Source organism: Phaeobacter sp. JH20_29, from assembly GCF_048056175.1.
Taxonomy (GTDB): Bacteria; Pseudomonadota; Alphaproteobacteria; order Rhodobacterales; family Rhodobacteraceae; genus Phaeobacter; species Phaeobacter bryozoorum.
On the sequence record NZ_JAYMWO010000020.1, the window covers coordinates 25,792 to 48,585 of the forward strand.

13 protein-coding genes are annotated in these 22,794 nt (G+C 64.6%); 8 read left to right on the forward strand and 5 right to left on the reverse strand.

Going from position 1 to position 22,794, the window contains the following annotated elements:
* Positions 1-106 precede the first annotated feature (106 nt).
* Both VWZ85_RS18880 and VWZ85_RS18885 read right to left on the reverse strand, forming a co-directional pair.
* The gene (locus VWZ85_RS18880; protein WP_416587294.1) at positions 107-4,357 is read right to left on the reverse strand and encodes a non-ribosomal peptide synthetase; all 4,251 of its coding nucleotides are present in this window, start codon (positions 4,355-4,357) and stop codon (positions 107-109) included.
* A 416-nt stretch (positions 4,358-4,773) separates the two neighbouring features.
* Positions 4,774-6,783 carry a polysaccharide pyruvyl transferase family protein gene (locus VWZ85_RS18885; protein ID WP_416535221.1) on the reverse strand — a complete coding sequence of 670 codons (2,010 nt, stop codon included), beginning with the start codon at positions 6,781-6,783 and terminating at the stop codon, positions 4,774-4,776.
* Positions 6,784-7,098: 315 nt separating this feature from the next.
* Here VWZ85_RS18885 and VWZ85_RS18890 point away from each other — a divergent pair, with 315 nt between their 5' ends.
* Positions 7,099-8,343 (forward strand): glycosyltransferase family 4 protein, encoded by a 1,245-nt coding sequence (locus tag VWZ85_RS18890; protein WP_340547830.1) that lies wholly within the window; start codon positions 7,099-7,101, stop codon positions 8,341-8,343.
* A 147-nt stretch (positions 8,344-8,490) separates the two neighbouring features.
* Here VWZ85_RS18890 and VWZ85_RS18895 read toward each other — a convergent pair whose 3' ends face one another.
* Positions 8,491-9,267, reverse strand: a complete 777-nt coding sequence (locus VWZ85_RS18895) for a helix-turn-helix transcriptional regulator (RefSeq protein ID WP_416587295.1) — start codon at positions 9,265-9,267, stop codon at positions 8,491-8,493.
* Between the two features lie 404 nt (positions 9,268-9,671).
* Positions 9,672-9,908 (reverse strand): hypothetical protein, encoded by a 237-nt coding sequence (locus VWZ85_RS18900; RefSeq protein WP_416587296.1) that lies wholly within the window; start codon positions 9,906-9,908, stop codon positions 9,672-9,674.
* 384 nt (positions 9,909-10,292) lie between these two features.
* On the opposite strand from VWZ85_RS18900, the gene VWZ85_RS18905 reads away from it, so the two are divergent.
* The 5 genes from VWZ85_RS18905 to VWZ85_RS18925 all read left to right on the forward strand — a co-directional run bounded on the left by VWZ85_RS18905 (position 10,293) and on the right by VWZ85_RS18925 (position 18,357).
* Positions 10,293-11,486, forward strand: a complete 1,194-nt coding sequence (locus VWZ85_RS18905) for a helix-turn-helix transcriptional regulator (RefSeq protein ID WP_416542568.1) — start codon at positions 10,293-10,295, stop codon at positions 11,484-11,486.
* Positions 11,483-12,298, forward strand: a complete 816-nt coding sequence (locus tag VWZ85_RS18910; RefSeq protein ID WP_340547834.1) for a hypothetical protein — start codon at positions 11,483-11,485, stop codon at positions 12,296-12,298. Before VWZ85_RS18905 ends, VWZ85_RS18910 begins: the two co-directional genes overlap by 4 nt.
* Positions 12,299-12,703: 405 nt before the next feature.
* On the forward strand, positions 12,704-15,028 hold the full coding sequence (locus tag VWZ85_RS18915) for a calcium-binding protein (protein WP_416587297.1): 2,325 nt from the start codon (positions 12,704-12,706) through the stop codon (positions 15,026-15,028).
* 162 nt (positions 15,029-15,190) lie between these two features.
* Positions 15,191-16,957: a type I secretion system permease/ATPase gene (locus tag VWZ85_RS18920; RefSeq protein ID WP_416542571.1), complete on the forward strand. Its 1,767-nt coding sequence runs from the start codon at positions 15,191-15,193 to the stop codon at positions 16,955-16,957.
* Positions 16,954-18,357: an HlyD family type I secretion periplasmic adaptor subunit gene (locus VWZ85_RS18925; protein ID WP_416535226.1), complete on the forward strand. Its 1,404-nt coding sequence runs from the start codon at positions 16,954-16,956 to the stop codon at positions 18,355-18,357. The genes VWZ85_RS18920 and VWZ85_RS18925 overlap by 4 nt, the downstream gene beginning before the upstream one ends.
* 241 nt (positions 18,358-18,598) lie before the next feature.
* On the opposite strand, the gene VWZ85_RS18930 is transcribed toward VWZ85_RS18925, so the two are convergent.
* Positions 18,599-19,615, reverse strand: a complete 1,017-nt coding sequence (locus VWZ85_RS18930; protein ID WP_340547838.1) for a replication initiator protein A — start codon at positions 19,613-19,615, stop codon at positions 18,599-18,601.
* Between the two features lie 497 nt (positions 19,616-20,112).
* Here VWZ85_RS18930 and VWZ85_RS18935 point away from each other — a divergent pair, with 497 nt between their 5' ends.
* Positions 20,113-21,528: an AAA family ATPase gene (locus VWZ85_RS18935; RefSeq protein WP_340547839.1), complete on the forward strand. Its 1,416-nt coding sequence runs from the start codon at positions 20,113-20,115 to the stop codon at positions 21,526-21,528.
* 101 nt (positions 21,529-21,629) lie between these two features.
* Entirely contained in the window at positions 21,630-22,757 is a 1,128-nt protein-coding gene (locus VWZ85_RS18940) for a ParB/RepB/Spo0J family partition protein (protein ID WP_416587298.1), read from the forward strand.
* Positions 22,758-22,794 lie beyond the last annotated feature (37 nt).

Here is a 22,794-nt window from a genome sequence, read left to right on the forward strand (position 1 = left end):
CAGCCTACGGAACAGACGCCGCAAAGCGGGAACTTGTTCCCTTTTTGGGTCGATTTTCTCGGGTTTGTTCCGATCCGGGCCGAAATGCGCCCGGATCTGAGCGGGATCAGCCGGTTTTCCCATCTGCCGAATGCGCCATCAGGCGCGCCATATGGCGGGCCAGCTGCTGCACATTGGGTGGCTGCAGGATCGACAGATGTGATCCCGGCACCTCGATCAGCTCAAACCCGGCCTCGGCCACCGGCGCCCAGCCCAGCCCATGGGCCAGCCCTTCGGAGCTGTCAAAAAGATCGTCGCCGGCCCGGAACACGGTCAGCGGCGTGGCCAGCGGCTCCGGCGCGTAATGTTCCACCGACTGCTGGTTTGCCGCGATCAGCGCGTCGATCGTCAGTTCTCCACCACCGCCGGTTTGCTCCAGCCGCCGCCGCTCAACGGCATTGCGCAGCAGATCAATCCGATTACCGACGATATGGCGCAGATAGGCAGGCCCCATGCGCCGGAGCAGCTGCAGATGGGCGCTCAGCCTGGCCCGGCCCTGTACCCGGCTGCGCCCGGCCGGCCCTTCGGCATCAAACAGCGCCACCAGCCCCAGCTCGCGCCCCGCCGCCAGCAGCTGACGCGCCAGTTCAAAGGCGAAATAACTGCCCAGAGACACCGCCGCCAGATGCACAACCCCGCTGGGGTAATGGGTCTGGATCTCGTCCAGATACATCTTGGCGGTGGTCCGCACCCCGGTGGGGGTGTCATCATCCAGCAGGCCGATGCTCAGCCCGTAGACCGGCTGGTCGGGGCCAAGGGCACGGGCCAGCGGGCGATAGAATTCCTCGTTGCGGCCCAGCACATGCACGCCAAACAGCGGCGGCCGCGCCGCGCCATCCTGGATGATCACCAGATGATCGGGCAGGCTGTGGCCTTCCGGTGTTTCCGGCGCGCCGGTCTGTTCCCCGTTCTGCTCCGCCTCCAGTGCCGCCGCCAGGGCGCGGGGGCTGGGGGTCAGATGCAGCGCCGCCAGGCTCAGCCGCTGGCCCAGATCCGCCTCGATCCGGCCAATCAGCCGCATCGCCAGCAGCGAATGGCCGCCGCGGTCATAAAAACTGTCATCCGCCGCCAGATCGGGCTGGCCCAGGATATCGGCCATCATCTCCGTCAGCTGCCGGGCCAGCGGCGAGGGCGGGGCAGAGGTGTCAACCGCCGCTCCGGCGTCCCGCCGCAGACGCAGACCGAGCGCCCCTGCGGCCTGCTCCGGGGCGGGCAGGGCGGCCATGTCGATCTTGCCCCCTGCGGTGCGTGGAAACTCTGCCAGCGCCACCAGCGCCGGGCGCATATGGGCGGGCAGATCGCGCTGCACCACCTGCTGCAACGGGCCGAGATCCCATTGGCCATCGCCCGTCTGCGCCACGCCCCGGACCCAGCAGCAGAGCTGCGCCGCAGGCCCATCCTTGCCCCGGACCGCCGCCAGCGCCTGCACCCCGGGACAGGCGCGCTCCAGCACCTGTTCGACATGGCGCAGATCAATGCGAAAGCCGCGCAGCTTGACCTGCCGGTCCTGCCGCCCGAGAAAGGCCAGCGTGCCATCCCCCCGCCAGGCAGCGCGATCCCCGGTGCGATAGATCCGCGCCGCCGCGCGCTCCGCTGCAAAGGGGTCGGGCCGGAACGCCCGCGCGGTGTCCTCGGGGCGGCCGATATAACCATCGCTCACCGCCAGGCCGCCAATCCACAGATCCCCGGCCACCCCTGCGGGGGCCAGGCTGCCATCAGCGGCCAGCACATAGGCGCGGGCATGGGCGGTGGGGCGGCCGATGGGCACATCCTCATCCGCATCAACCGGGCCGCCCGGATCATGCAGCGTGCAGGTGATGGTGGTTTCCGTCGGCCCGTAGCCATTGAGCCAGCGCACCCCCGGCGCCAGCTGCTGCCAGCGCGCCAGCGCCTGCGGGCTGACCTGCTCCCCGCCGACGATCACCAGCCGCACCGAGGGCGGCAGGCTGCGGCCACTGTCGGCCATCACATCGCACAGCACATGCCAGAAGGCGGTCGGCAGGTTCAGCACCGTCAGCTCCAGCGCCGCCACCCGGTCCAGAAACAGCCCCGGCGCGCCGATCATATCGGGCGCGCGCAGCACCACGCAGGCGCCGGCCAGGAGGCTGGGCAGCACCTCCTCGATGGCGACATCAAAGGACAGGCTGGCAAATTGCAGCATCCGGTCGCTGGCCTGGAGGTCAAAGGCGGCGGTGATGGCGCTGGCATGGGCCAGAAGCGCCCGCATCGGCACCCGCACCCCCTTGGGTTTGCCGGTGGACCCGGAGGTATAGATCACATAGGCCAGCCGCGCCGGATCCGGCGCGGGGCGGATCGGCGCTGCGGACCGGGGCTGCGCCTGCCCGGCCCCGGGCGGGATCCAGACCAGCCCGTTTGAGGTCAGCGCCGTCTCATGTTGAGGAGCCTGATCGGCGGATTCACCCATGTCAGAGCCTGAAACGGTGCCATGATCCGGCCCGCCGATGCCCAGCCGGGTGCCGCTGTCCTCCAGCATATGGGCCATCACCGCCGCCGGGTAGGTGGGGTCCACCGGCAGAAAGGCGGCGCCAACCTTCAGCACCGCCAGCATCGCAATGATGAACTCCGGGCTGCGCGGCAGGCAGATGGCAATGATATCGCCGGCCTCCGCCCCCTGCGCCTGCAGAACCCCCGCCAGCTGATCGGCGCGGGCCTGCAGATCTCCATGGCTCAGCAGCGCCCCGTCCGGGGCCATCTGCAGGGCCGGGGCCTCAGGCGCCCGCGCCGCCGTGGCCTCCAGCCGGGTTGCCATACAGGGCGGGGCCGCTGCCATATCCTGCGCCAGCCTCTGCGCCAGCGCCGGATCCGGGCGGCCCTGTCGCACCAGCTGCGTGACCTCCGCCTCCGGCAGCATCCCCAGATCGCGCAGGGCCATGCCCGCGGGCGCCGTGGCGAGGCTCTGCAACAGCTGGCACAGGTGATCCAGCATCCGCTCCACCTGTGTGCCCGGCAGCACCTCGGGATCATATTCCAGCATCAGCAGCGGCTGTTCATCGCCATAGACCGCCAGGGTCAGCGGCATCGCGCCCTCTTCGCGCAGTTCCACCCGACGGTGCCGCCAGGGGGTCTGCGGATCGGCGCCGCCGAGGCTGCGCATCCGCTTGTTCAGACTGTCGCGTTCGAACATCACCATGCTGTCAAACAGCGGCACGCTGCCCGGCAGCCCGCACCAGCCGCGCATATCCGCCAGCGCGGCATGTTCATGATCGCGCAGCGCCACCGCATCGCGGCGCAGGCGCGCCAGCAGCCCGTCAACCGTCTCGCCCCCCGACAGATGCAGATACAGCGGCACCGTATTGATCAGGCAGCCCACCGTGCGCCCGCAGCCCTCCAGAAGATAGCGCCCCGATCGGGTGACCCCGAAGAGCGCCGTTTCCCGCCCGCTCCAGCGCGCCACCAGAAGCCCCCAGGCGGCATGGACCATATTGGCCAGGGTGGCCGCGCCGCCGCCCTCTGTCGCCGTGACCGCGCCTGCGCGCTGCATGAGGGCGCGGCGCAGCTCGGCCGGCAGATGTCGCTGCAGGATCCGCTTGCGCCCGGGGCTGTCCTGCGGTGTGTCGGCCGGCAGATCCGCCAGCCGGGCAATCTGATTGGGGGTTTCGAACCCCTTGAGGTGATCCTGGAAAAACGCCCGACTTTCCGCCCGCCCCGAGACCTCCGCCACGGCCGGGCTGAAGGCGTCAAAACCGGTCACCGGCGCGGTCTCGGCAGGCAGATCGCCCGCGCTCAGCGCCGCAAAGACATCCTCCAGCACCACCGCCATGCTGCGGCCATCGACCAGCACGTGGTGGATGGTCCAGACCATCACCGACCGCTCCGGCCCCAGCCGCGCCAGCAGCACCCGCCAGGACACCGCCTGCTCCAGCGCGCAGCCCCGGTTGCGATCCTCGGCCAGGAACCGTTCCAGCCGGGCGGTCTGATCCTCCGCCCCCAGCCCCTGCCAGTCCTCGGTCTCCACCGTGACCTGCGCCGCGGCCACGGCCACCGGCGCCACCTGCAGCACCGGCTGCGGGCGGCCCTGCCACAGCACCGCGCTGCGCAGCACCGGATGGCGGGCGCAGACCTGCTGCCAGGCCGCCCGCAGCGCCTCGGGCGCGGGCGCCTCGGCGTCCAGATGCACCACGATCTGTTCCAGATTGACCCAAGGTCGGCCGGCAGCCGCGCTTTCATAAAGCAGCCCCTGCTGCATCGGCGTCAGGGGGATATCCCGCGCCCCGTCCACCACAGACGCTGCCTGAAGATCCGTCTCGCCCATCGCAGATGTCGAGCCAGGCTTAGCTGCCTGTGAAGTACCGGTCATGATGCCCCCTACCTGGCATCGGGCCTGGGCCAACCCGCGCCATACTTTCGATCCTGTGCCGCGCCCAGGTGGTCTGGGTATCACGTCACTCTTAACATCCACCTGTCTGCGGCCCTTCCGGCCCGGCTTCCGATGATGCCGACCGCAGGGCCAAAGGCTATCAGATCAAACGGCAGACGAGCAATAAAACACCACCCGGCCACGATCACATCTCCGTCTGATCCGGCAAGATAGGGAATTTGTCGCACCCCAGTTCGGAATGTGCTCCGGGTGTAAAAAAGCTCCTTAATCAATCTTATGTTAAATTATTGCACATTCACCGCGTCGCGGCGATATATTCAGCGGGCAGATGTGACAAAGGCCGCCTGACAGGCGGCCTTTGTATCTGGGTTCGACATGACACCAGCAGCAGCGGATCATTCCGCCGGGGTTTTCTGGGCAACCAGCTCCCCCAGCACCTGCTCCAGCGCCGCCGCGTCGCCGCCGCGCAGGCAGGTCAGCACGGTCCGGGGCAGACGGCGCTTGGCGCGCAGCAAAGGGGTCACCGGGCGCTTGCTGTCATGGGACAGCTCGGCGTTGATCAGCCGCGATCCGGCCGCCGCGCGCAGCCGCTCCACATGAGCCAGATCCAGCGGATGATCGCCGTGGATGGCATAGATCCGGGCCGCCCGGTCACAGCCGCTGCAGCCATCGCGGTAGCCACTGCTCCAGTCCAGCTTGCGCGCCGCCGGGAAACGGGTCTCTCCGGGGATCAGATCCTCGGCCAGGGTGGTGATCGGCTGCAGCGCCACCACGTTTTCCGCGCCGATCAGGTCGGCAAAGGCCATGGCGCCAAAGGCCCCCATACCGGAGCCCAGCACATGCACCTTGTCAAACCCAGCCATCCAGGCGCGGGTGTCCGGTGCCCGGAAATACTGTTCCAGATCCAGCGGACGGTACCAGTTCTGCTGATGCGGCAAGACCGACAGCACCGCATAGCCGGATTTGATCAGGAAACGCTCGCCAAAGCCCGGACGCAAGGGATCCTTGCGGTCCAGCGCCTGGCCTGCCCCTTCAAAGGTGACAACCAGCTCCCGCGCGCCCTCCGGATGCAGCCGCCGCATGGCATAAGACGGGGTCAGCGTGGTGGTGGGCCACAGCCCCTCTGGCAGCGCTTCTTCGGGGGCCTTCTGGCTGCGGATGGCGCCCAGATGGCCTTGCCGGTCCACCGCAGGCACCGGCTGCGGCTCGTCGGGCACGATGGTGTCGACCTCCAGCCCGTGTTCGGCCAGCGCCGCCACATATTCGGCATGCCGCTGGCGATAGGTCGCCTTCATCGTGTCCAGCATCTCGGGCGACAGATATTCATCCAGCGTCGCCTTCAGCCCCTTGCGCATGAATTTCTGCGTGTTCAGCGCCGGCAGGCCGAAATGTTCGGTCAGCTCGGCCACCCGGTTGTCATGCTTGAGGAAAATCGCCGGCTGACCCGCCTGCAGGGCCGCCACGCCACCGTGGAACCGGTCGCCGATATAGACATCATGCAGCATCGCCGCCTGCCGCCAGGCGCCAGCCTCGGAGAAGTAATAATAGCGGTTGAAATCGACCTTATGGCCGCATTTGCGGCTCAGCCAGCGATTGAGCATCTCGGGCTGGGCAATATTATTGCCCTCATTATAGCCAAACCGGTCCGTGATGAATTTACCATAGGCAAAGATCTCATCCTGGAACACATAAGAGGCGTCGATCTTGTCGAACGCCTTGGCCAGTTCGGTGCCGCGTTCAACGATGGCGCCGTCGCGCATGGAGAAATGGCCTGCGGTCATCACATTGGCCTGACGCCCCTTGGCCTGGGCCGCGGCCCCGTCGATGGCCATGATCGACTGCGGATAGACATAGAGACTGGGGCAGCCCAGCACGGTGGTGTTCTCCAGCCCGTTGTTGGCCAGCCACTCTGCCGTCTGGGTGCCGCGCACCCCAAACAGATTGGCCCGTTCATTGAGCAGCGCCAGAAGATCGCGGTTGCCCGGCAGCAGGTCCTCAAACGCATGGCTGCCCTGCATCCCGGCCCCCAGCACCACAAAAGGCACCCGCCCATCCAGCGCCTCCAGCGCGGTAAACAGCCGGATACCATCGTGATTGGGGCGGATGAAATTGGCCAGCGACACCACGATCATGTCGAAATGCTCGGCGATGGTCTCGGCATAGCCCTCACCGAGGTTCTTCTGCAGATTGGCGATATTGCCCACCGCCGACCCATCCGGGTCCTTGCGCAGGCTGCGCGCCGGGGCTTCGGCATGGATGATATTGCCGCGATTCCCGGTCAGCCTATGCGCCGGTTTCAGACCGAACAATGTGTCCGTCACCGTCGGCGGCACCCCCAGGATACTGGAGAGTGCCGGATCCGGACGGTGGACCGAAAGCACGGGAGCGTGGAAAAGGATTCTCATATATCACCAGATGTTACTCGCCATAGCCTCCACAAACGGATGGTATGGCCTATTGAAAATAGGGGATCGGCAACCGCGCTTTGGCGTCTCCGGCGGCCGCAGCCCCCGGGATTGCTGCGTTGCGCGCATGTTAGCGCCATGACCTCTGGGGACAAGCCCGGAAAACCCGGCAGAGGCCCCTGGTGGTGAAACCCTGCCCATGGGGGCGCCCCGCGCACCCGCGCGCCCGGACGTACTGGACGCCCGGCCAGATCTCCCCGCCCGCGCCCCGCCGAAAGGGTTGCGCCTGCCGCCCTCTCGCGGCATGGATAGGGGATGAAATTTCTCTTTGTGCACCAGAACATGCCCGGCCAGTACCGGGAGATGATCCAGTGGCTGGCCGATCAGGGCGAGCATGAGATCGTGTTTTTGACCCAGCGGAATGATGTGAAGCTGCCCGGGGTCACCACCGCAACCTACAGCAGCCATCACCAGCCTGCCGCCGATGCCTATGGGCTGTCCAAGGACTGGGAGGCGGCAGCCGGCAATGGCATTGGCGCCGCCCTCGCCGCGCGCCAACTGGAGGCCAGGGAAGGCTTCAAGCCCGATATCATCATTGGCCACACCGGCTGGGGGGAGCTGACCTTCATGAAAGAGGTCTGGCCGGATGTGCCGATCATCGGCTTCTTTGAATATTTCTACCGCACCACTGGCGGGCTGGTTGGCTTTGACCCGGAAAATCCCCCCGGCGAACACGCAGGGTTCTTTGCCCATGCCCGCAACACCGTGCCCTTTGCCAATATCGAGGTGGTCGATCTGGGCCACAGCCCGACCTACTGGCAGCGCGACCGCTTCCCCAAGAGCTTTCACGACAAGATCTACGTCAGCCATGACGGCATCCGCACCGACCGGCTGCAGCCGGACCCACAGGCCAGCATCGGCCTCGGCCGCCTGCCCCGGCCGCTCAGCCGCGACGATGAGGTGATCACCTATATCGCCCGCAATATGGAACGCGCCCGTGGTTTTCACGTGATGATGCGCGCCCTGCCCAAGATCCTGTCGGAACGCCCCAATGCGCGGATCCTGATGATCGGCGGCAATGAGACCTCCTATGGGCGCGAAAGCACCCATCCCGCAGGGCTGCGCGGCGAGATGGAGGATGAGCTGGGCGACAGCGTCGACTGGAGTCGGGTGCATTTCCTCGGCCGGGTGCCTTACAGCGATCTGTGCAAGATCATCCGCATCAGCCGCTGCCACATCTATCTGACCATGCCCTTTGTGCTCAGCTGGTCGTTGCTGGAATCGATGTCGATGCAGGCCACTGTCGTCGCCGCCGATGTGGAGCCGGTGCGCGAGGCGGTGACCCATAATGAGACCGGCATGCTGGTGGATTTCTTTGATCCCGGCGCGCTGGCCGATCAGGTGGTGGATGTGCTGGCCAATCCCGGCGCCTATGCCCATCTCGGCCCCAATGCCCGCGCCCATGTGGTGGAAACCTACGATTTCCTGACCCGCTGCATGCCCGAGCACGCCCGCCAGATCAACGCGCTGCTGCCTGCGGGCAAACAGCTGAAGATCTGACACCCGGGCCGGCAACCGCCCAGTCTGTAACAGTTCGGTCCGCAGCAGAGTATCCGGGGATGATCTGCGTCGACCCGGGATCCAGCCCCCCAGCATGGATCCATGGCCGACGCAGCCCCGACCTGCCCGGCCCACCAGATGGTGGGATCAGGACAGGAATTGCTCCGACGCCCAGATCGCGGCCTGGGTGCGGTTCTTGGCACCGACCTTGCGAAAACAGGTGCGCAGATGCACCTTCACCGTGGCCTCGCAGATGCCCAGCTCATTGGCGATGGATTTATTGGTGGCGCCGTCGATCAGCTTGGTCAGGATCAGCCATTCGCGTCCCGACAGCCCGCGCGCCGCAGCCGAGGCCGGCATCCGGCGCAGGTCCACTGGCAGGGGATCGGCCGGAACACCGTTGGGTTTCCCCTTGTTAGAGCCTGTCTCAGACAGGCTCCCATTGACCCGACCGTCCAGGGTCACCGCCGCAAAATCCGCAGAGGCGCCGAGGGTTTCCGCCGCCTGGTCGCCGCTGGATGTGGTCACATCCGCCGCCCGCAGCGCCGCGGAAATATCCGATGGCACGATCCGATAGCCGCTTTGCACCACCCGCAGCGCCGCAATCAGCGCCTCGGCCGATTTGCGTTGCGGGATCACCGCCTCGGCATAGGCGCTGAGCGCATTCTGCATGCTGGTGGAACATTCGCGCCCCATGATCAGGATCAGCAGAGAGGCGTCATTGCCCTCTTTGAACTGGCGCAATTCCTCCACCAGCTCCGGTCCGGTTTCATGGCTGTAATATAAAACCAGATCATCCACCCCCAGCCCGGAGAGCGTCGAAAGCTCATCGCAGCAGGTGCCGATCTGGTAGTCGTTGCTCTGGCAAATGGCGAGGAACATGTCGCGTAACAAGCGACTTTCGCCCACAATATGAACAGGCATGATATACCCCCATACTCTTAAAAAAACTGATCCACACACGATCAGATGGTCTCAATGAATGATCTCCGGAACAGGGAGGTCACCGGGCTTTTCTGCGGGTTTGGAACACCCCGCCCTGGCCCTCGCGGTGCTGTTGCGACCCCCGTCACAGATGGCACCCCGGTGTTGTCTTATGTCTTGTGTTTTTGTCCTTTCGATCAGATGAGCGCCGCATTGCGACCCGGCCGACCAAGGGAACGCCTCAGCCGCCTGCCCGCAGGCCATCTCTCAGCTCCCCGCTGCAGCCCCCCCTATCACGGGGAAGTTTCACAGGGCCTGCTGTTCAGGCGGGCCTCCTCCAGGCCAGCCCCCTAAAATGCCGGGGCCAAATATCACGCCCCCCTGCCTCCAAATTGCAGCCCGTATCAGCGCTGCACCGCTATGCGGCACTCCAAAATAGCCTGAATCCACCCGTTTTTGTCAAAAAACTTACCCATTGGCGAAATGTTGGCGCCACCAGAACCAAAGCCTAAAGTATTGTTTTCGATATAGGCTTTTGATTTATCAACAAGAATATCCTCAGGGCGGGCAAATCCAAAGATGTGCGAATTCCTTAATTCTGACTCGCCTCGGGCCGGCTTCCACAACCTAATGGTGTTCAATCTTCGCGAATCCTACCGCAGGAGATGGAATCACCCTTCCTTTGTTGCGCCCCCGCCCGGATCCTTACCCCCTCCGAGGTAGTTCTCCTTGAGCACTTCACTCAGGCGGCGGATCTTTGCCAATATCTAATCATTTGAAAAATAATAATATTATGTCAAATACCGAATTGGCTCTTCGCCGTGACTTGTGGCTTACCCTGCGTCACCACACCAGATATTGATTAAAACTCAACCCTCTGTGGGTTCGCCCGTTGGTTGATCGCAAGGACAGCCCAAACCAACAGCGAATCGTCACATCCGAAGGGGTACGCCCTCTGCACAATTTGACGGCACCGGCGATATGCTAGGCTGGGACATATTCGTTTTGATATGCCGGGGGGCAATATGAATGTGTTCGGGGGCGCCGTGATCCACACGGGCGAGATCGCTTTTGCGCGATCGTTTCAAAGACAAGTTTCATCCATCACCACCACCGCCATTGCCGAGATCGACTGCACCGGGCCTGCCCGTCTGCTGGTGACCACATGTCTTGTGACCAGCGGCGACGGGGCCAGCAGCGACGGGGCCAGCGGTGCCGGATCCGCATCACGATCCGCAGCCGGGTCGCGGCCGAAACCGCCCAGGGAGGATCTTCGCTCCCTGCTGCGCAGCGGGCCGCTGATCCATTGCACCCAGCTGCATGATCCGCAGAGCCATCCCAACGCCTGGCCCGACTGGCTGGATCCCGCTGCCCTGCGTGCGGATGGCTCTGGCCACAGGTCTGGCCGCTGGGTGGTGTTTGCCTGCCGTTTTGCCGATGGCAGCGAAGACCGGGTCGCGCTGCATCTGGAAGGCAGCCAGCATGACAGCCATTGCGCCGATATCCTGCCTGCCATCTGGCCGCTCACCCGCGAGGATGCGCTGCGCGAGATGCTCGCCGGCACACCGGCGCCGGAGCTGGCCCTGGAGGCCTCCGAAACCTCCGAAGCGATGCTCTGGACAATTTCCACCAAAAGCGACAGCGCGGTTCTGGTGCTGGACAGCTCGGGCCGGCTGCTGGATTGCAATGGGGCCGGCTGCGACATGCTGGCGGCAGGCAATCTGCTGTGCAACAGCGACGGCGTGCTGCGCTGTGCCAACAGCCGGGAAACCCGGGCGTTTTACGCAGCCGTGCAGGAATGCGCGCGCACCCCGACCCAAGCAGCCGCCGGATCCCATGTGCCCGGCGGCGGGGCCAGCCAGGAGCTGATCCTGTTTCTGCAGGATGCCAGCTCGGGAATGCGGCTGCCGGTCTCGCTGACCTGCTATCTCTGTGCCGACACCCGGCGGGCGCTGGTGGTGGCGATCCTGCCGCGCCAGCCCGATCAGCAGCGGATCGAGATGCTGGCGCAGAAAATGGGGTTGTCGCCCTGCGAGGCCCGGGTTGCGGCGCTGATCCAGCTGGGGCTGTCCAACCGCGAGGCTGCGCATATTGCGGGCATCAAGGAACAGACCTTCAACACCTATGCCAAGCGGGTGATGTCCAAGCTTGAGGTGGCCGGGCGCACGGAAATGGCGCAGCGGCTGACCTGGCAGGCCTCTCTGGGGAGAGCGTCATGAACAAGGTAACCCATGAAAGCCTCACCCAGGGGCCACCCGCACCGGTCGCGCCAACCGCGGCCTCGATCGGCGCCGCAGCCCTGGCCGCCCAGGATCGCCGCGCGGCAGACCCCACCACAGGATCGACCACGGATGCGACCAGAAACACCGGCAAGGCCAAGTCGGCAGCCGGATCAGAAACCGCAGCCGAACCGGCATCAGATATCGAGATGGAGAGCACCACGGATCAGACCACGCAGAACACCGACAAGCCGCGCCCCGACGGGGAGCCGGCCCATGCAGAAGCCACATCGGAGGCCGCCGCCCACAGGCTCGCCCCGGCGGATCTGGACCAGCTGGCCGCCCATCTGCGCGGCGGCCCCCAGCCTCTGGCCGGGCGCGGCGATCTCATCGAGCTGCACAAGCGGATCACGGCGATGTTCGCCACCCTCAACGACGGGCTGGGTGAGATCTACACCCGGAAGGCCGAGGCGGATCGCAAGGCGCTGAGCGCGCGCATCGACACGCTGGAGGAGGCGGTGAACCGGATGGAAGGGGCGCTGCGGATCGAGCTGGAGCCGGTGCTGCGCAACAGTTTTGCCAGGGTGCTGGCCGACAGCTCCGCCCACCGCCGCAGCCTGCGGCAGCGGCTGGCACGCGGGCTTGGCCAGGGCGGATATCTTGCGCTGATCCTGGCGCTCGGGCTGGCGGCGGGCACGCTCTATCACAGCCGGATTTCCGCCGCTGCCGGCACGGCCTGGAGCGAGGCGCAGATCCATTGGGCCAGCCTTGTCCGTTTTGTTGAAACCACCAGAGAAGATCCGGGCCAATAAGCAGGGAGACGGCCTGGCGATATCTGCAAATAATAGACTCTAACAAAGGATAAAGAGTCTTTCTCTTTCGGGGGTGCGACATCCCTCCGGGCCGGACTGCTGTCCCAAATCCCCGGCCCGGAAAAGATGCGTCGGACGGCTTTGGTGCCTGTCCCACATATCTCGCAGAAGAGCCCGCCGGGCATCTGATGCCGCACCCCCGGAAATCGACAATTTGAGGAAAATTTGTCCCCATTTGGGGGCATCCACCCCACCCGATTTGCGATGCAATCACCATCAGAGACCCAAGCGGTCTTTTGGTACTGGTCAGGTCCCACACCCAATTTCCCCTGGCCAGATTTCTAAAGGGGGTCGCGTCGGGGGGCGCATCACACTCCCGGTATATTAATTAGGAGGATGTTTAAGATGGGTAGACCAGACGAAGGCTCACCATGGGAAGAGTGTAATCCAGACTGCGAGATCATCTTTGACGAGGACAATAAATTCAGTCCCAATTACAATGATGGCACCACGGAACGTGGCGGTCGCGATGGCAATGTCATCAATCTGAACGACCATGATGCCGGTGACAACGCCGCAGCTGGCGGCGGCAATGATGCGGTCTATGGCAACGAGCGCAACAACCGGCTCGATGGTCAGTCCGGCCAGGACTATATCGAAGGCCGCGGCGGCAATGACGCCATCAATGGTGATGGTGGCAATGATACCCTTTACGGGGGCAATGGCACCAACGCGACCCGCGACGGCAACGACTGGATCGATGGCGGCGATGGCTGCGATTACATCGATGGCGAAAACGGCAATGACTCGCTGCTGGGCGGCAAGGATCAGGATACGGTCTTTGGCGGCAATGGCGACGACCAGATCTTTGGGGATGAAGGCGGCAAGGGCGATGGCTCCGGCGACGCCGGCGATTACCTCTATGGGGATCTGGGCGACGACTGCATGGATGGCGAAGGCGGCGACGACTGCATGTGGGGTGACCGCGGCGGCCGCGCTGGCGAATCCATCTATGACGGCGACGACACCATGTATGGCCGCGGCGGCAATGACCGGATGAACGGTCAGGGCGGCGACGACCGTATGGCCGGTGGTCTGGGCGACGACCTGGTGATCGGCGGCTCCGGCGATGACGAGATGTTCGGCGACGAACGTCAGTCCCAGGGCGACGATCTCGACTTTGGCTCTGACAGCGGTCCGGTTGGCAAAGGCCCCAATGAAGACGGCAATGACTGCATGCTGGGGGGCGATGGCCATGACACCATGGATGGTCAGGGTGGCATGGACACCATGTTCGGCGAAACCGGCGACGATCTGATGCAGGGCGGCCGCGGCCGTGACCTGATGGATGGTGGCGAAGGCCGTGACGACGTCAATGGCGATGCCGGCAAGGACACTCTCCGCGGCGGCAGCAACAATGACGTGCTCGAAGGTGGTGCCCAGGGCGATTTGATCTTTGGTGACCATGCCCGGGTCAAGGGCTATGGCGACATCGATTGGGATTGCTGCGACGACGACCCCAAAACATCGGTCGAGGCCTCAGCGCATACCAGCGATGAAACCGATCTGCGTCCCGTCGACTGCCCGGACTGCTACACACCGCAGGACGGTGGCGAAGCCGGCAATGACCGCATCCGCGGTGGCTCCGGCCATGACACCATGTTCGGCGAAGAGGGCAATGACGTCATCATCGGCGGCCGTGGTTTCGACCTCGGATATGGGGGTATCGGCCGGGATCGTCTTTATGGCAACCAGGGCAATGACACCCTCTATGGCAACGAAGGCGACGACTGCGTCCACGGCAATGTCGGTGATGACGTGCTGTTCGGCAACGCCGGCAACGACACCGTCAAAGGTGGCGATGGCGATGACCTGATCTACGGCAACAATCACGCCGATACGCTCTATGGTGATGCCGGCAATGACACCATGTATGGCGGTCATGGCAATGACCTGATGCATGGCGGCACCGGCAATGACGTCATGAGCGGCGGCGACGGCGAAGACACCGTCAACGGCGATGATGGCGACGATCTGCTGATGGGCGACAACCGTGCCGACGAACTGAATGGCGGCGACGGCGATGACGTCCTTCTGGGCGGCAACGGTGGCGATGACCTGAACGGCGACAATGGCAACGACTGCCTCTATGGCGAAGTTGGCAATGACGATCTGGACGGTGGCCGTGGCCATGACTTCCTGGATGGCGGTGAAGGCAATGACACCCTCTACGGCGGCGACGGCAACTTCAACGACTACCTGAAAGGTGGCGCGGGAGATGACGATCTGACCGGTGGCAACGGCAAGGATGTCTTCATCATCGACCTGACCTGGGACGGGGCTTCCTTCAGCTCCGGCGATGGCATCGACTGCATCAATGACTTTGACATTGATGAGGACCACGATGTGCTGGCCTTCCGCGTCACCAATATCGACGCTGGTGCAGGCACCTCGTCAGAGGCGGCCTTTGGCGCCCTGAATGGCGTGGCCAGTGTTTCGGATGATGGCACCGACACCACCATTTCTGTTGGTGGCGCCACCGTGGTCATCAAGGGTCTGACCAATGCCAATGGCTACACCTCCCTGGGACAGGACGCCCTGCCCTCTGGCGGTGTTGGCATCAATGCGGTCGGCACCGGCGACGCCGGCAGCTACGAGCCGATCCGGGTCGTGGCCAGCGATGACGGCTTTGATGACAGCTATGACAACATCTGGGGTCATACGCTCTGAGCCATAAGGAATGATCCTCCCGGGTGGCGGCCGCCACCCGGGGGGGTCTAGCCCTGGTTCAGGACAGCGATTTGGTCCCCGGCCAAGGATTGCCACCTTGGACCAGGGCGCTGATCTGCCAGCTTCAGAAACTTCACATCGTGCAACCGGGGGGTCACGGGTATGAAGACGAAACGGGTCTTTGACGGACAGCGGGGTGTTATCACCTCAATTTTTGTAGCGAGTATCTTTGTTAACCTGCTTGTCCTGACAGCGCCGCTGTACATGTTGCAACTGTTTGCCCGGGTCATGGCTTCGGGCAGCATGCCAACCTTGATTGCTTTGACCACCGGCGCGGCAATCGCGCTGGTGTTCTTCTTTCTCTTTGATGTCATTCGCCAGCGCCTCGTCGCCCGCCTCGGCTCGCGGCTGGAGGCCCGGCTGAGCCCGGTTGTCCTGCAAGGGATGATCAGCGGCAACCTGCCCGCGCCTCTGCGCACGGCGGAACCGATCCGCGACATTCAGGATCTGCGCGGCTTTGTCACCAGCCCGGTGTTCATTGCGCTCCTGGATGCGCCCTGGTCGCTGCTGTTCATCGGGCTGATCTTTCTGTTCAGCCCGATCCTGGGGCTGGTCTCGGTGGTGGGTCTGCTGATCCTGCTGGGGCTTGGCGTGCTGAGCGAGGTCTTTGCCCGCGCGCCCGGCAAGACCTCCGAGGAGGCCGCCCGCGAAACCAATGCCGCGGTTGAGGAGATGATGGTCAATGCCGAGATCATCCACGCCATGGGCAAGACCTCTGCCCAGATCGGCCGCTGGCGGGGGCGCGCCTTTACCGCCATTCTCTTTGGCACATTGGTCACCGACCGGGTGGCGCTGATGACCTCGCTGGCCAAGGCCACCCGCATGGGTCTGCAGATCGCCGTGCTTGGCGTGGGCGTGGTGCTGGTGATCAACAACCAGCTGACACCGGGGCTGATGATTGCCTCCTCGATCCTGCTGGGCCGGGCCGCCGCCCCGGTGGAGCAATCCATCGCCGGCTGGCGTGCCCTGCTCAAGGCCCGCAGCGCCATGGAACGGCTGAACCTCCTGCTGGCCCATGCCGAAGACACCAGCGACCGGATGGAACTGCCCGATCCCACCGGGCGGCTGTCGGTGGAAAATGCCACCGTGGTGCTGCCGGGGCGGCAGGATCCGCTGCTTCTCGACATCACCCTGTCGCTGCAACCGGGCCATGCGCTGGGGCTGATCGGCCCGTCGGGCGCGGGCAAGACCACATTGGCGCGGGCGCTGGTGGGGCTGCAACCACTGGTGCGGGGCCATGTGCGCATCGATGATGCCGCCCTCACCGATTGGGACCCCGAACAGATCGGCCGCCATATCGGCTTTCTGCCGCAGCAGGTGGAGCTGTTCCGCGGCACCGTGGCCGAGAATATCGCCATGATGGATCCGACATCGAAACCCTCCGATGTGGTGGCCGCCGCCAAACTGGCCCGCGTGCATGAGCTGATCCTGGCCCTGCCCGGCGGCTATAACGCCGAAGTCGGCCCGCGCGGCGGGTTCCTCTCCGCAGGGCAGCGTCAGCGGATTGGTCTGGCCCGCGCCTTCTTTGGCGATCGCAAGCTGATCGTGCTGGATGAGCCCAATGCCAATCTCGACCCCGAAGGCGAAGAGGCCCTGGCCGCCGCCATCGAGGAGGTCTGCACCCGTGGTGCCATCGTGGTGGTGGTGACGCATCGGCTCAACCTGTTGCGGCGGGTCAGCCATGCCGCCCTGATACAGGAAGGGCGGATTGCCCGCTTTGGCGAGGCCCGTCAGATCATCGAAGCCGCCGCCCAGCCGATGAGCCGGGCCCAGAGCGATCCCAAGGTGACCAATCTCGCACCGCGCCGGGCGGCGGCCCGGACGGACACCGATGCAGAGGCCAGCGCCGCAGAAGGAGCCCAGTCATGAGCCGCAGCAACAGCCGGGAGCTGGCCCCGCGCGCCGCCAGCGAGATTGAAATAAACCGGGGCTTTCAGGACCTGATGCCCGATGGCTTCACCCTGCCCCGCACCCCGCCAACCCGCGTGCGCCAATTGGTGCTGTGGATGCTGGTCTGCGGCTTTGGCCTGTTTGGCGGTTTGGTGTTCTGGGCGACCAGGGCCGAGCTGACCAGCGCCGTGGTGGCCCCCGGGGAATTCACCGTGGATGGCGACCGGCTCAGCGTACAGCATCTGGAGGGCGGCATCGTCCGCGAGATCAATGTGGCCGAGGGCGATATGGTTGCCGAGGGCGATGTGATCGCGGTGCTGGACGGGCGCCGGATGCGCGCCAACCGCGCCATCCTGACCAGCCAGATGGCCAGTCTTCTGGCCCAGCAGGCGCGGCTTCAGGCGGAGCTGGCCCAGGCTGATCAGATCGAGATCCCGGCTGAGCTGGACCAGCTGATTGCCGAGGATCCAGAGCTGGTCTCGCTGTTTGAGGTGCAGCGCGATGTCTTCGCCAGCAACCGCGCCTTGTATGAAGGTCAGGTGCAGATCCTGCGCGACCGGATTGCCCAGCTGGGCAAACAGCTCATCGGGCGGCAGGCGCGACTGACCGCGGTGGAGGATCAGCTGACCCTGATCAGGGGCGAGGTCGCCGATCTGCACAAGCTCTATGAAAAAGGCCTGGTTCCCAAGACCCGGCTCAGCGACCGGCTGTTGCAGGAAACCGGGCTGATGGGCACGTTTGGCGCGCTGGAAAGCGACAGCGAAAACCTTCAGGAGCGTGTCGCCGAAACCGAGGAGCGCATTCTGCAGGTGCACCGCGACACGGTGAACCGGATCTCCAGCGAAACCCAGCTGGTGCAGGAGCGTATTCTGGACCTGCGCCAGCGGCTGGATGCGGCGGAGGATGTGATCGAACGCCAGACCATCCGCGCGCCGCAGGCCGGCCGGGTGGTGGAGCTCTCCATCAATACGCTGGGCCAGGTGCTGAACCCGGGCCAGAATGTGCTGGAGCTGGTGCCCTCGGGCAGCGATCTGATTGTCGTGACCCGCGTCTCGCCCACCGATATCGACGAGGTGGTGACCGGTGGCCGGGCCCGCGTGCAGCTCACCGCCTATAGTTTCCGCTCCACCCCGCCGGTCCGGGGCGAGGTGGTGATGGTGGCGGCCGACAGCATTGCCGATCTCAACAGCGGCATTCCCTATTACCGCGTTCACATCCGCATTCCGCCCGAAGAGCTGGCGGCGCTGCCCAACGTCAAGACCCTGCCCGGCATGCCGGCCCAGGCGATGATCGAAACCGGGCGGCAGACCTTGGCGGATTACCTGCTCAGCCCGGTGCTGCGCAGCATGTCGAACGCGTTGAGAGAGGGGAATGGCTGATCAGGGATGCGCGGCCGGTAAGACGTCTGGCGTTTCATACCTGGGGGGGACCTGATCAGACTTCCTTTCGCCCGTCCGGCCTCTGGCCGGGCGGGTCTTTATCTGGGCAGACCGCCGGCAGGCACCGCCGTGCAAAATAGGTCCGGTTCGGCCCAAATGTTTCGCACGCGAAACATTTAGACAACAATACTGACCTATTTTAAAGGCAAACCCGTCTCTGACACGGGGCTTTTCCCCTGCCCTATTCCGTGGCGCGTTTCTTCACCCAGCCCAGAAAGGCCGCATCGGGGCGGCGCAGCCGCGGCGCGCCGGAGCGCACCCACATTTCGCGCCAGTCGGCCTCCAGCGCATAGACGTCAATGCCGGGGATCAGGCTGCGGGCCTGTTCCAGCGCGCGCGCACTCAGCACCGGCGGGCGCTGGCTGTTGTCCAGCACCGCATGTTTCTGGGAAAAGCGGATCAGATCCCCCGGCAGCTCTTCCATCGCGTAATCCGGCAGCGGCTGGGCGGTGATCATGTCGCGCAGCATCTTGCGGAACACCCGGCGCGGGCTGGCGGAGCCGGATTTCTTCAACAGCGTCTCCACCGAGATCTGCCAGCTGTCCTGACGGCCGCAATGTTTGCGCGCCAGCTCATAGATGCGCCGCTCCAGCGGTTTGCGGAGACGGAAGTAATCGCGGCTGAGGGTCAGCACCGATTTCGACAGCACCGCGCGATAGATCCATTCGCTGAGCGTCACCACCACATTGACCATCCGCCCGCCGCGCGCCTTGCGCACGATCTCCCAGCTCTCGATCAGGCCAAAGCCGCTGGTGACCTCCTGACCGCCGGTGACGATATTGGTGGTGATGCGGGTGCCCGCCAGCCGCTCGAACGCCTCGCGCAGGCGGCGGTAGGCATCGCCCGAGGTCTCGCGGTTGGTCGCCACCAGCAGATCATGGGCGGTGAGATGCAGCGTGCGGCTGACCTGGCGGCCGGCATTCACCGCCGCCATCAGCTGGCTGATGCAGAAGATCAGGATGTCCTTGTCATGGATCGTCGCCAGCCCTTTGACCGAGGGCACCACGGTGATCTCCGCACCATTATGTTCATAGTTCAGGATGCGCCGGTCCGGTCTTGTGCCGAGCGAGAACAGCGGATGCTCCATCGAGGCGAGATCGTTTTTCGGAATCGCATCGAAGATATCGCAGAGAAAGAAATCCCCCCCCTGCGCCGCGCTGCCCCCTGCGGTCATCTGGCCCGAAATCTGGCCTGCCATATTGCTGTCCCGTCTGCTCTGCCCGCCCCCCGCTTATCCGGGCCTTATGGCCTCTTTCGGGGTGACTCGCGTCTTCGTGGTTTTGATTACGCCCACCCTAAAGTTATCCACACCACTTCTCAACGGGGGTTCGGAGTCACTGCTTCGGGGGTTCAGAGTCAGTCTTTCGGGGTTTCGGAATCGCAGCAGCCCGAAAATCGGCTCCAAACGCCAATGAAAAAAGGGCTTTGCCGCCACTGGTGTTGCGCCTTAACTTATATATAACTCAATTATAACAGGTAGAAAAAATCGACAGGGCAGAAATTGCCCCGGTCCCGCCCCGGATCCCGCCGGTTTCTTTTGCCGCAACCCCCGGATTTGCTTAGAAAATTCAAAACAGATGCGCATATATCTTTCATGTACGCTGTTTTATGATATCATCTCCAAAAGGCCGCACATCAAACAGGGAACCCTACAGGATCCCTGCACCGGCGGACCCAGGCAGAGGCGTGAGAGCAATGGCACGAGACATCCAGAAGAAAGATCCAGGCCGCAATGCGGCCGGGCTGCCCCCCTATTTCAACATCGACCCCGACGCCGCCCTGGGCGATCTGGAGGCCCCCACCAGCACCGGCGGCTTTGCCGATATCGCCGAGGCCTGCGCGCGCGGCCGGGCCGATCTCTCCAGCCGGGGCATGAACGAAGAGGGCCGCAAGGAGCTGCGCCTGTTCTCCACCTGGGAGATCACCCGCTATCTGATCCCGGTCGCCCAGGCCCATTTCCGCCGAGTGCTGAAGGCCAACCCAGATCTGCCGCAGGGCCGCTCCGAGACCGAAGGTGGCGCCAAATGGTTCACCCTCGACGAGGTGCTGCGCCTGCGCGCGCATTTTGCCGCCCAGGGCTCCAAGGCGAAGGATTACCAGCCCTACCGCCCCGAAGGGCTGCCCGCCAAAATGGTCGCTGTCGCCAACTTCAAGGGCGGCGTCGGCAAGACCTCCACAGCGGCCCATCTGGCGATGTCGGCGGCGCTGGATGGCTACAAGGTGCTGGTGATCGATCTTGATAGCCAGGGTTCGATGACCTCGATCTTTGGTGGCCGCGTGGAGGATGAATGGCAGACCGCCTTTCCGCTCTTGGCGCGCCATTACGGCGATCACCTGCGCCTGGAAAACCAGCGCCGTCTGGATCGCGGCGATGCGCCCCAGCCGCTGGACGACAGCCTGTCGGCGGCGATGGGCATGACGGCAGCGGATGTGATCCAGCCCACCCATTGGCCCAATATCGATCTGATCGGCGCGCAGCTGAACCTCTACTGGGCGGAGTTCCAGATCCCGGTCTGGCGGATGGCCGCGCGCAGCTGGAAGCTCTGGGATGCGCTCACCGAGCGGCTGGAGGCTGATGGCGTGCTGGAGCAATACGACGTGATCTTCATCGACACGCCGCCGGCGCTTGGCTATCTCACCATCAACGGGCTGTCGGCGGCGGATATCCTTCTGGTGCCGATGGGCGCGTCGTTTCTGGAATTCGACAGTACGGGGCGGTTCTTCGATATGCTGCATTCCACCTTCGCCTCCATCGAGGAGGGCGAGAATCTGGCGGCGCGCGCGCTGGGGCGGCCGGAGATCGCCTTTGAATGGGATGCGGTGCGCACGGTGATCACCCGCTATGACGGCGCCCAGCAGGGCGAGCTGGCGGCCTTGATGCAGGCCTATCTGGGGCCCACCCTGTCGCCGCACCGGCAGGATTACACCGCGCTGATCGGTCAGGCCGGCGAGCAGGTCAATGGCATCTACGAGGCCGATTACCGCGATTTCAACCGCGAGACCTACGCAAGGGGGCGCGAGACCTTTGACGCCACCTACGCGGCCTTCAAGCGGCTCCTGCTGGCGGTCTGGCGCCGGGATGAGTTGCAGATGCAGCGCGCGGCGCAGTAACGGGCTAAAAACGCAAAGCGCCTCATACTGCGACCCTGCACCCCCCAAAGGGCAAACAGGGCGTGCAGGGATCAGAACAGGCGCAGGAAGAGGACAGGCAGATGGCAAAACGCAAACGGCTTTCACCGGCACAGCCGACCTATCTCAGCACGGCACCTGAGAACAAATCCGCCCTCGGCGGCCCCGGTTCGCTGTCAGCGCCGCCGATTGCGCAGGTCGCCTCCGAAGCCGCCACAGAGGGCGCGCTGCAGGAGCTGACAGCGGTGCTGGAGACCGCCCGCGCCAAGGGGCTGATGATCGAGGAGATCGCGCTTGGCGCCATCGACGAGACCCATCTGGTGCGCGACCGGCTGGAGCAGGACGAGGAAGAGATGGGGGCGCTGGTCGGATCCCTGCGCGCCCGTGGCCAGCAGACCCCGATCGAGGTGGTCGCCCTGGGCGCGCAGGCCCCGGCGGGCAAGACCCATGGTCTGATCTCCGGCTGGCGCCGTCTGACCGCGATGCGCAGGCTATATGCCGAGAGCAATGATCCTGCCTTTGCCACCATCAAGGCGCTGGTGATCCAGCCCGACGGGGCCGAGGGCGCCTATGTGGCGATGGTCGAGGAAAACGAAATCCGGGTGAACCTCTCCCATTACGAGCGCGCCCGCATTGCGGTGCGGGCGCTGCGCGAAGGGGTCTACAGCAGCCAGAAATACGCGCTGCAATCGCTCTTTGCCAATGCCACCCGCGCCAAACGCTCCAAGATCGGCAGCTTTGTCACCCTGGTCGAGGCGCTGGATGAGGAGCTGCTGTTTCCCACCGCCATCCGCGAGAAACTGGGGCTGGGGCTGGCGCGGGCCTTTGTGCAGGATCCGGGCTTTGCCGATGTGGTGGTCGCGGCCCTGCGCGCCACCGCCCGCCCCACGGCGGAGGCGGAACAGGCGCTGCTGAGCCAGCTGCTTGAGGCCCATGAGGGGAGTGAGATCGCGCCGGCAGATCCGCCGGAGGCGGCCCCTGCCCCGGTTCCGTCCTCTGCCCCGGGTTCCTCTCCGGGTCCTTCTCCGGTGCCACGGGTGCGCAGCCTGGATCCGGCGGACAGCATCGGCGCACATGAGCGGGTGAGCGTGCAGGCCGCCGCTGGCGTGCGGCTGGGATTCACCCCCGGCCAGCAGCGGATCGAACTCACCGGGACAGCTGTGGACAGCACCCTGATGGAGGATCTGAAGGCCTGGCTGCGCCACCGCTGAACAGAGTCTGAGGATGATGTGAAAAGACCCTGATACA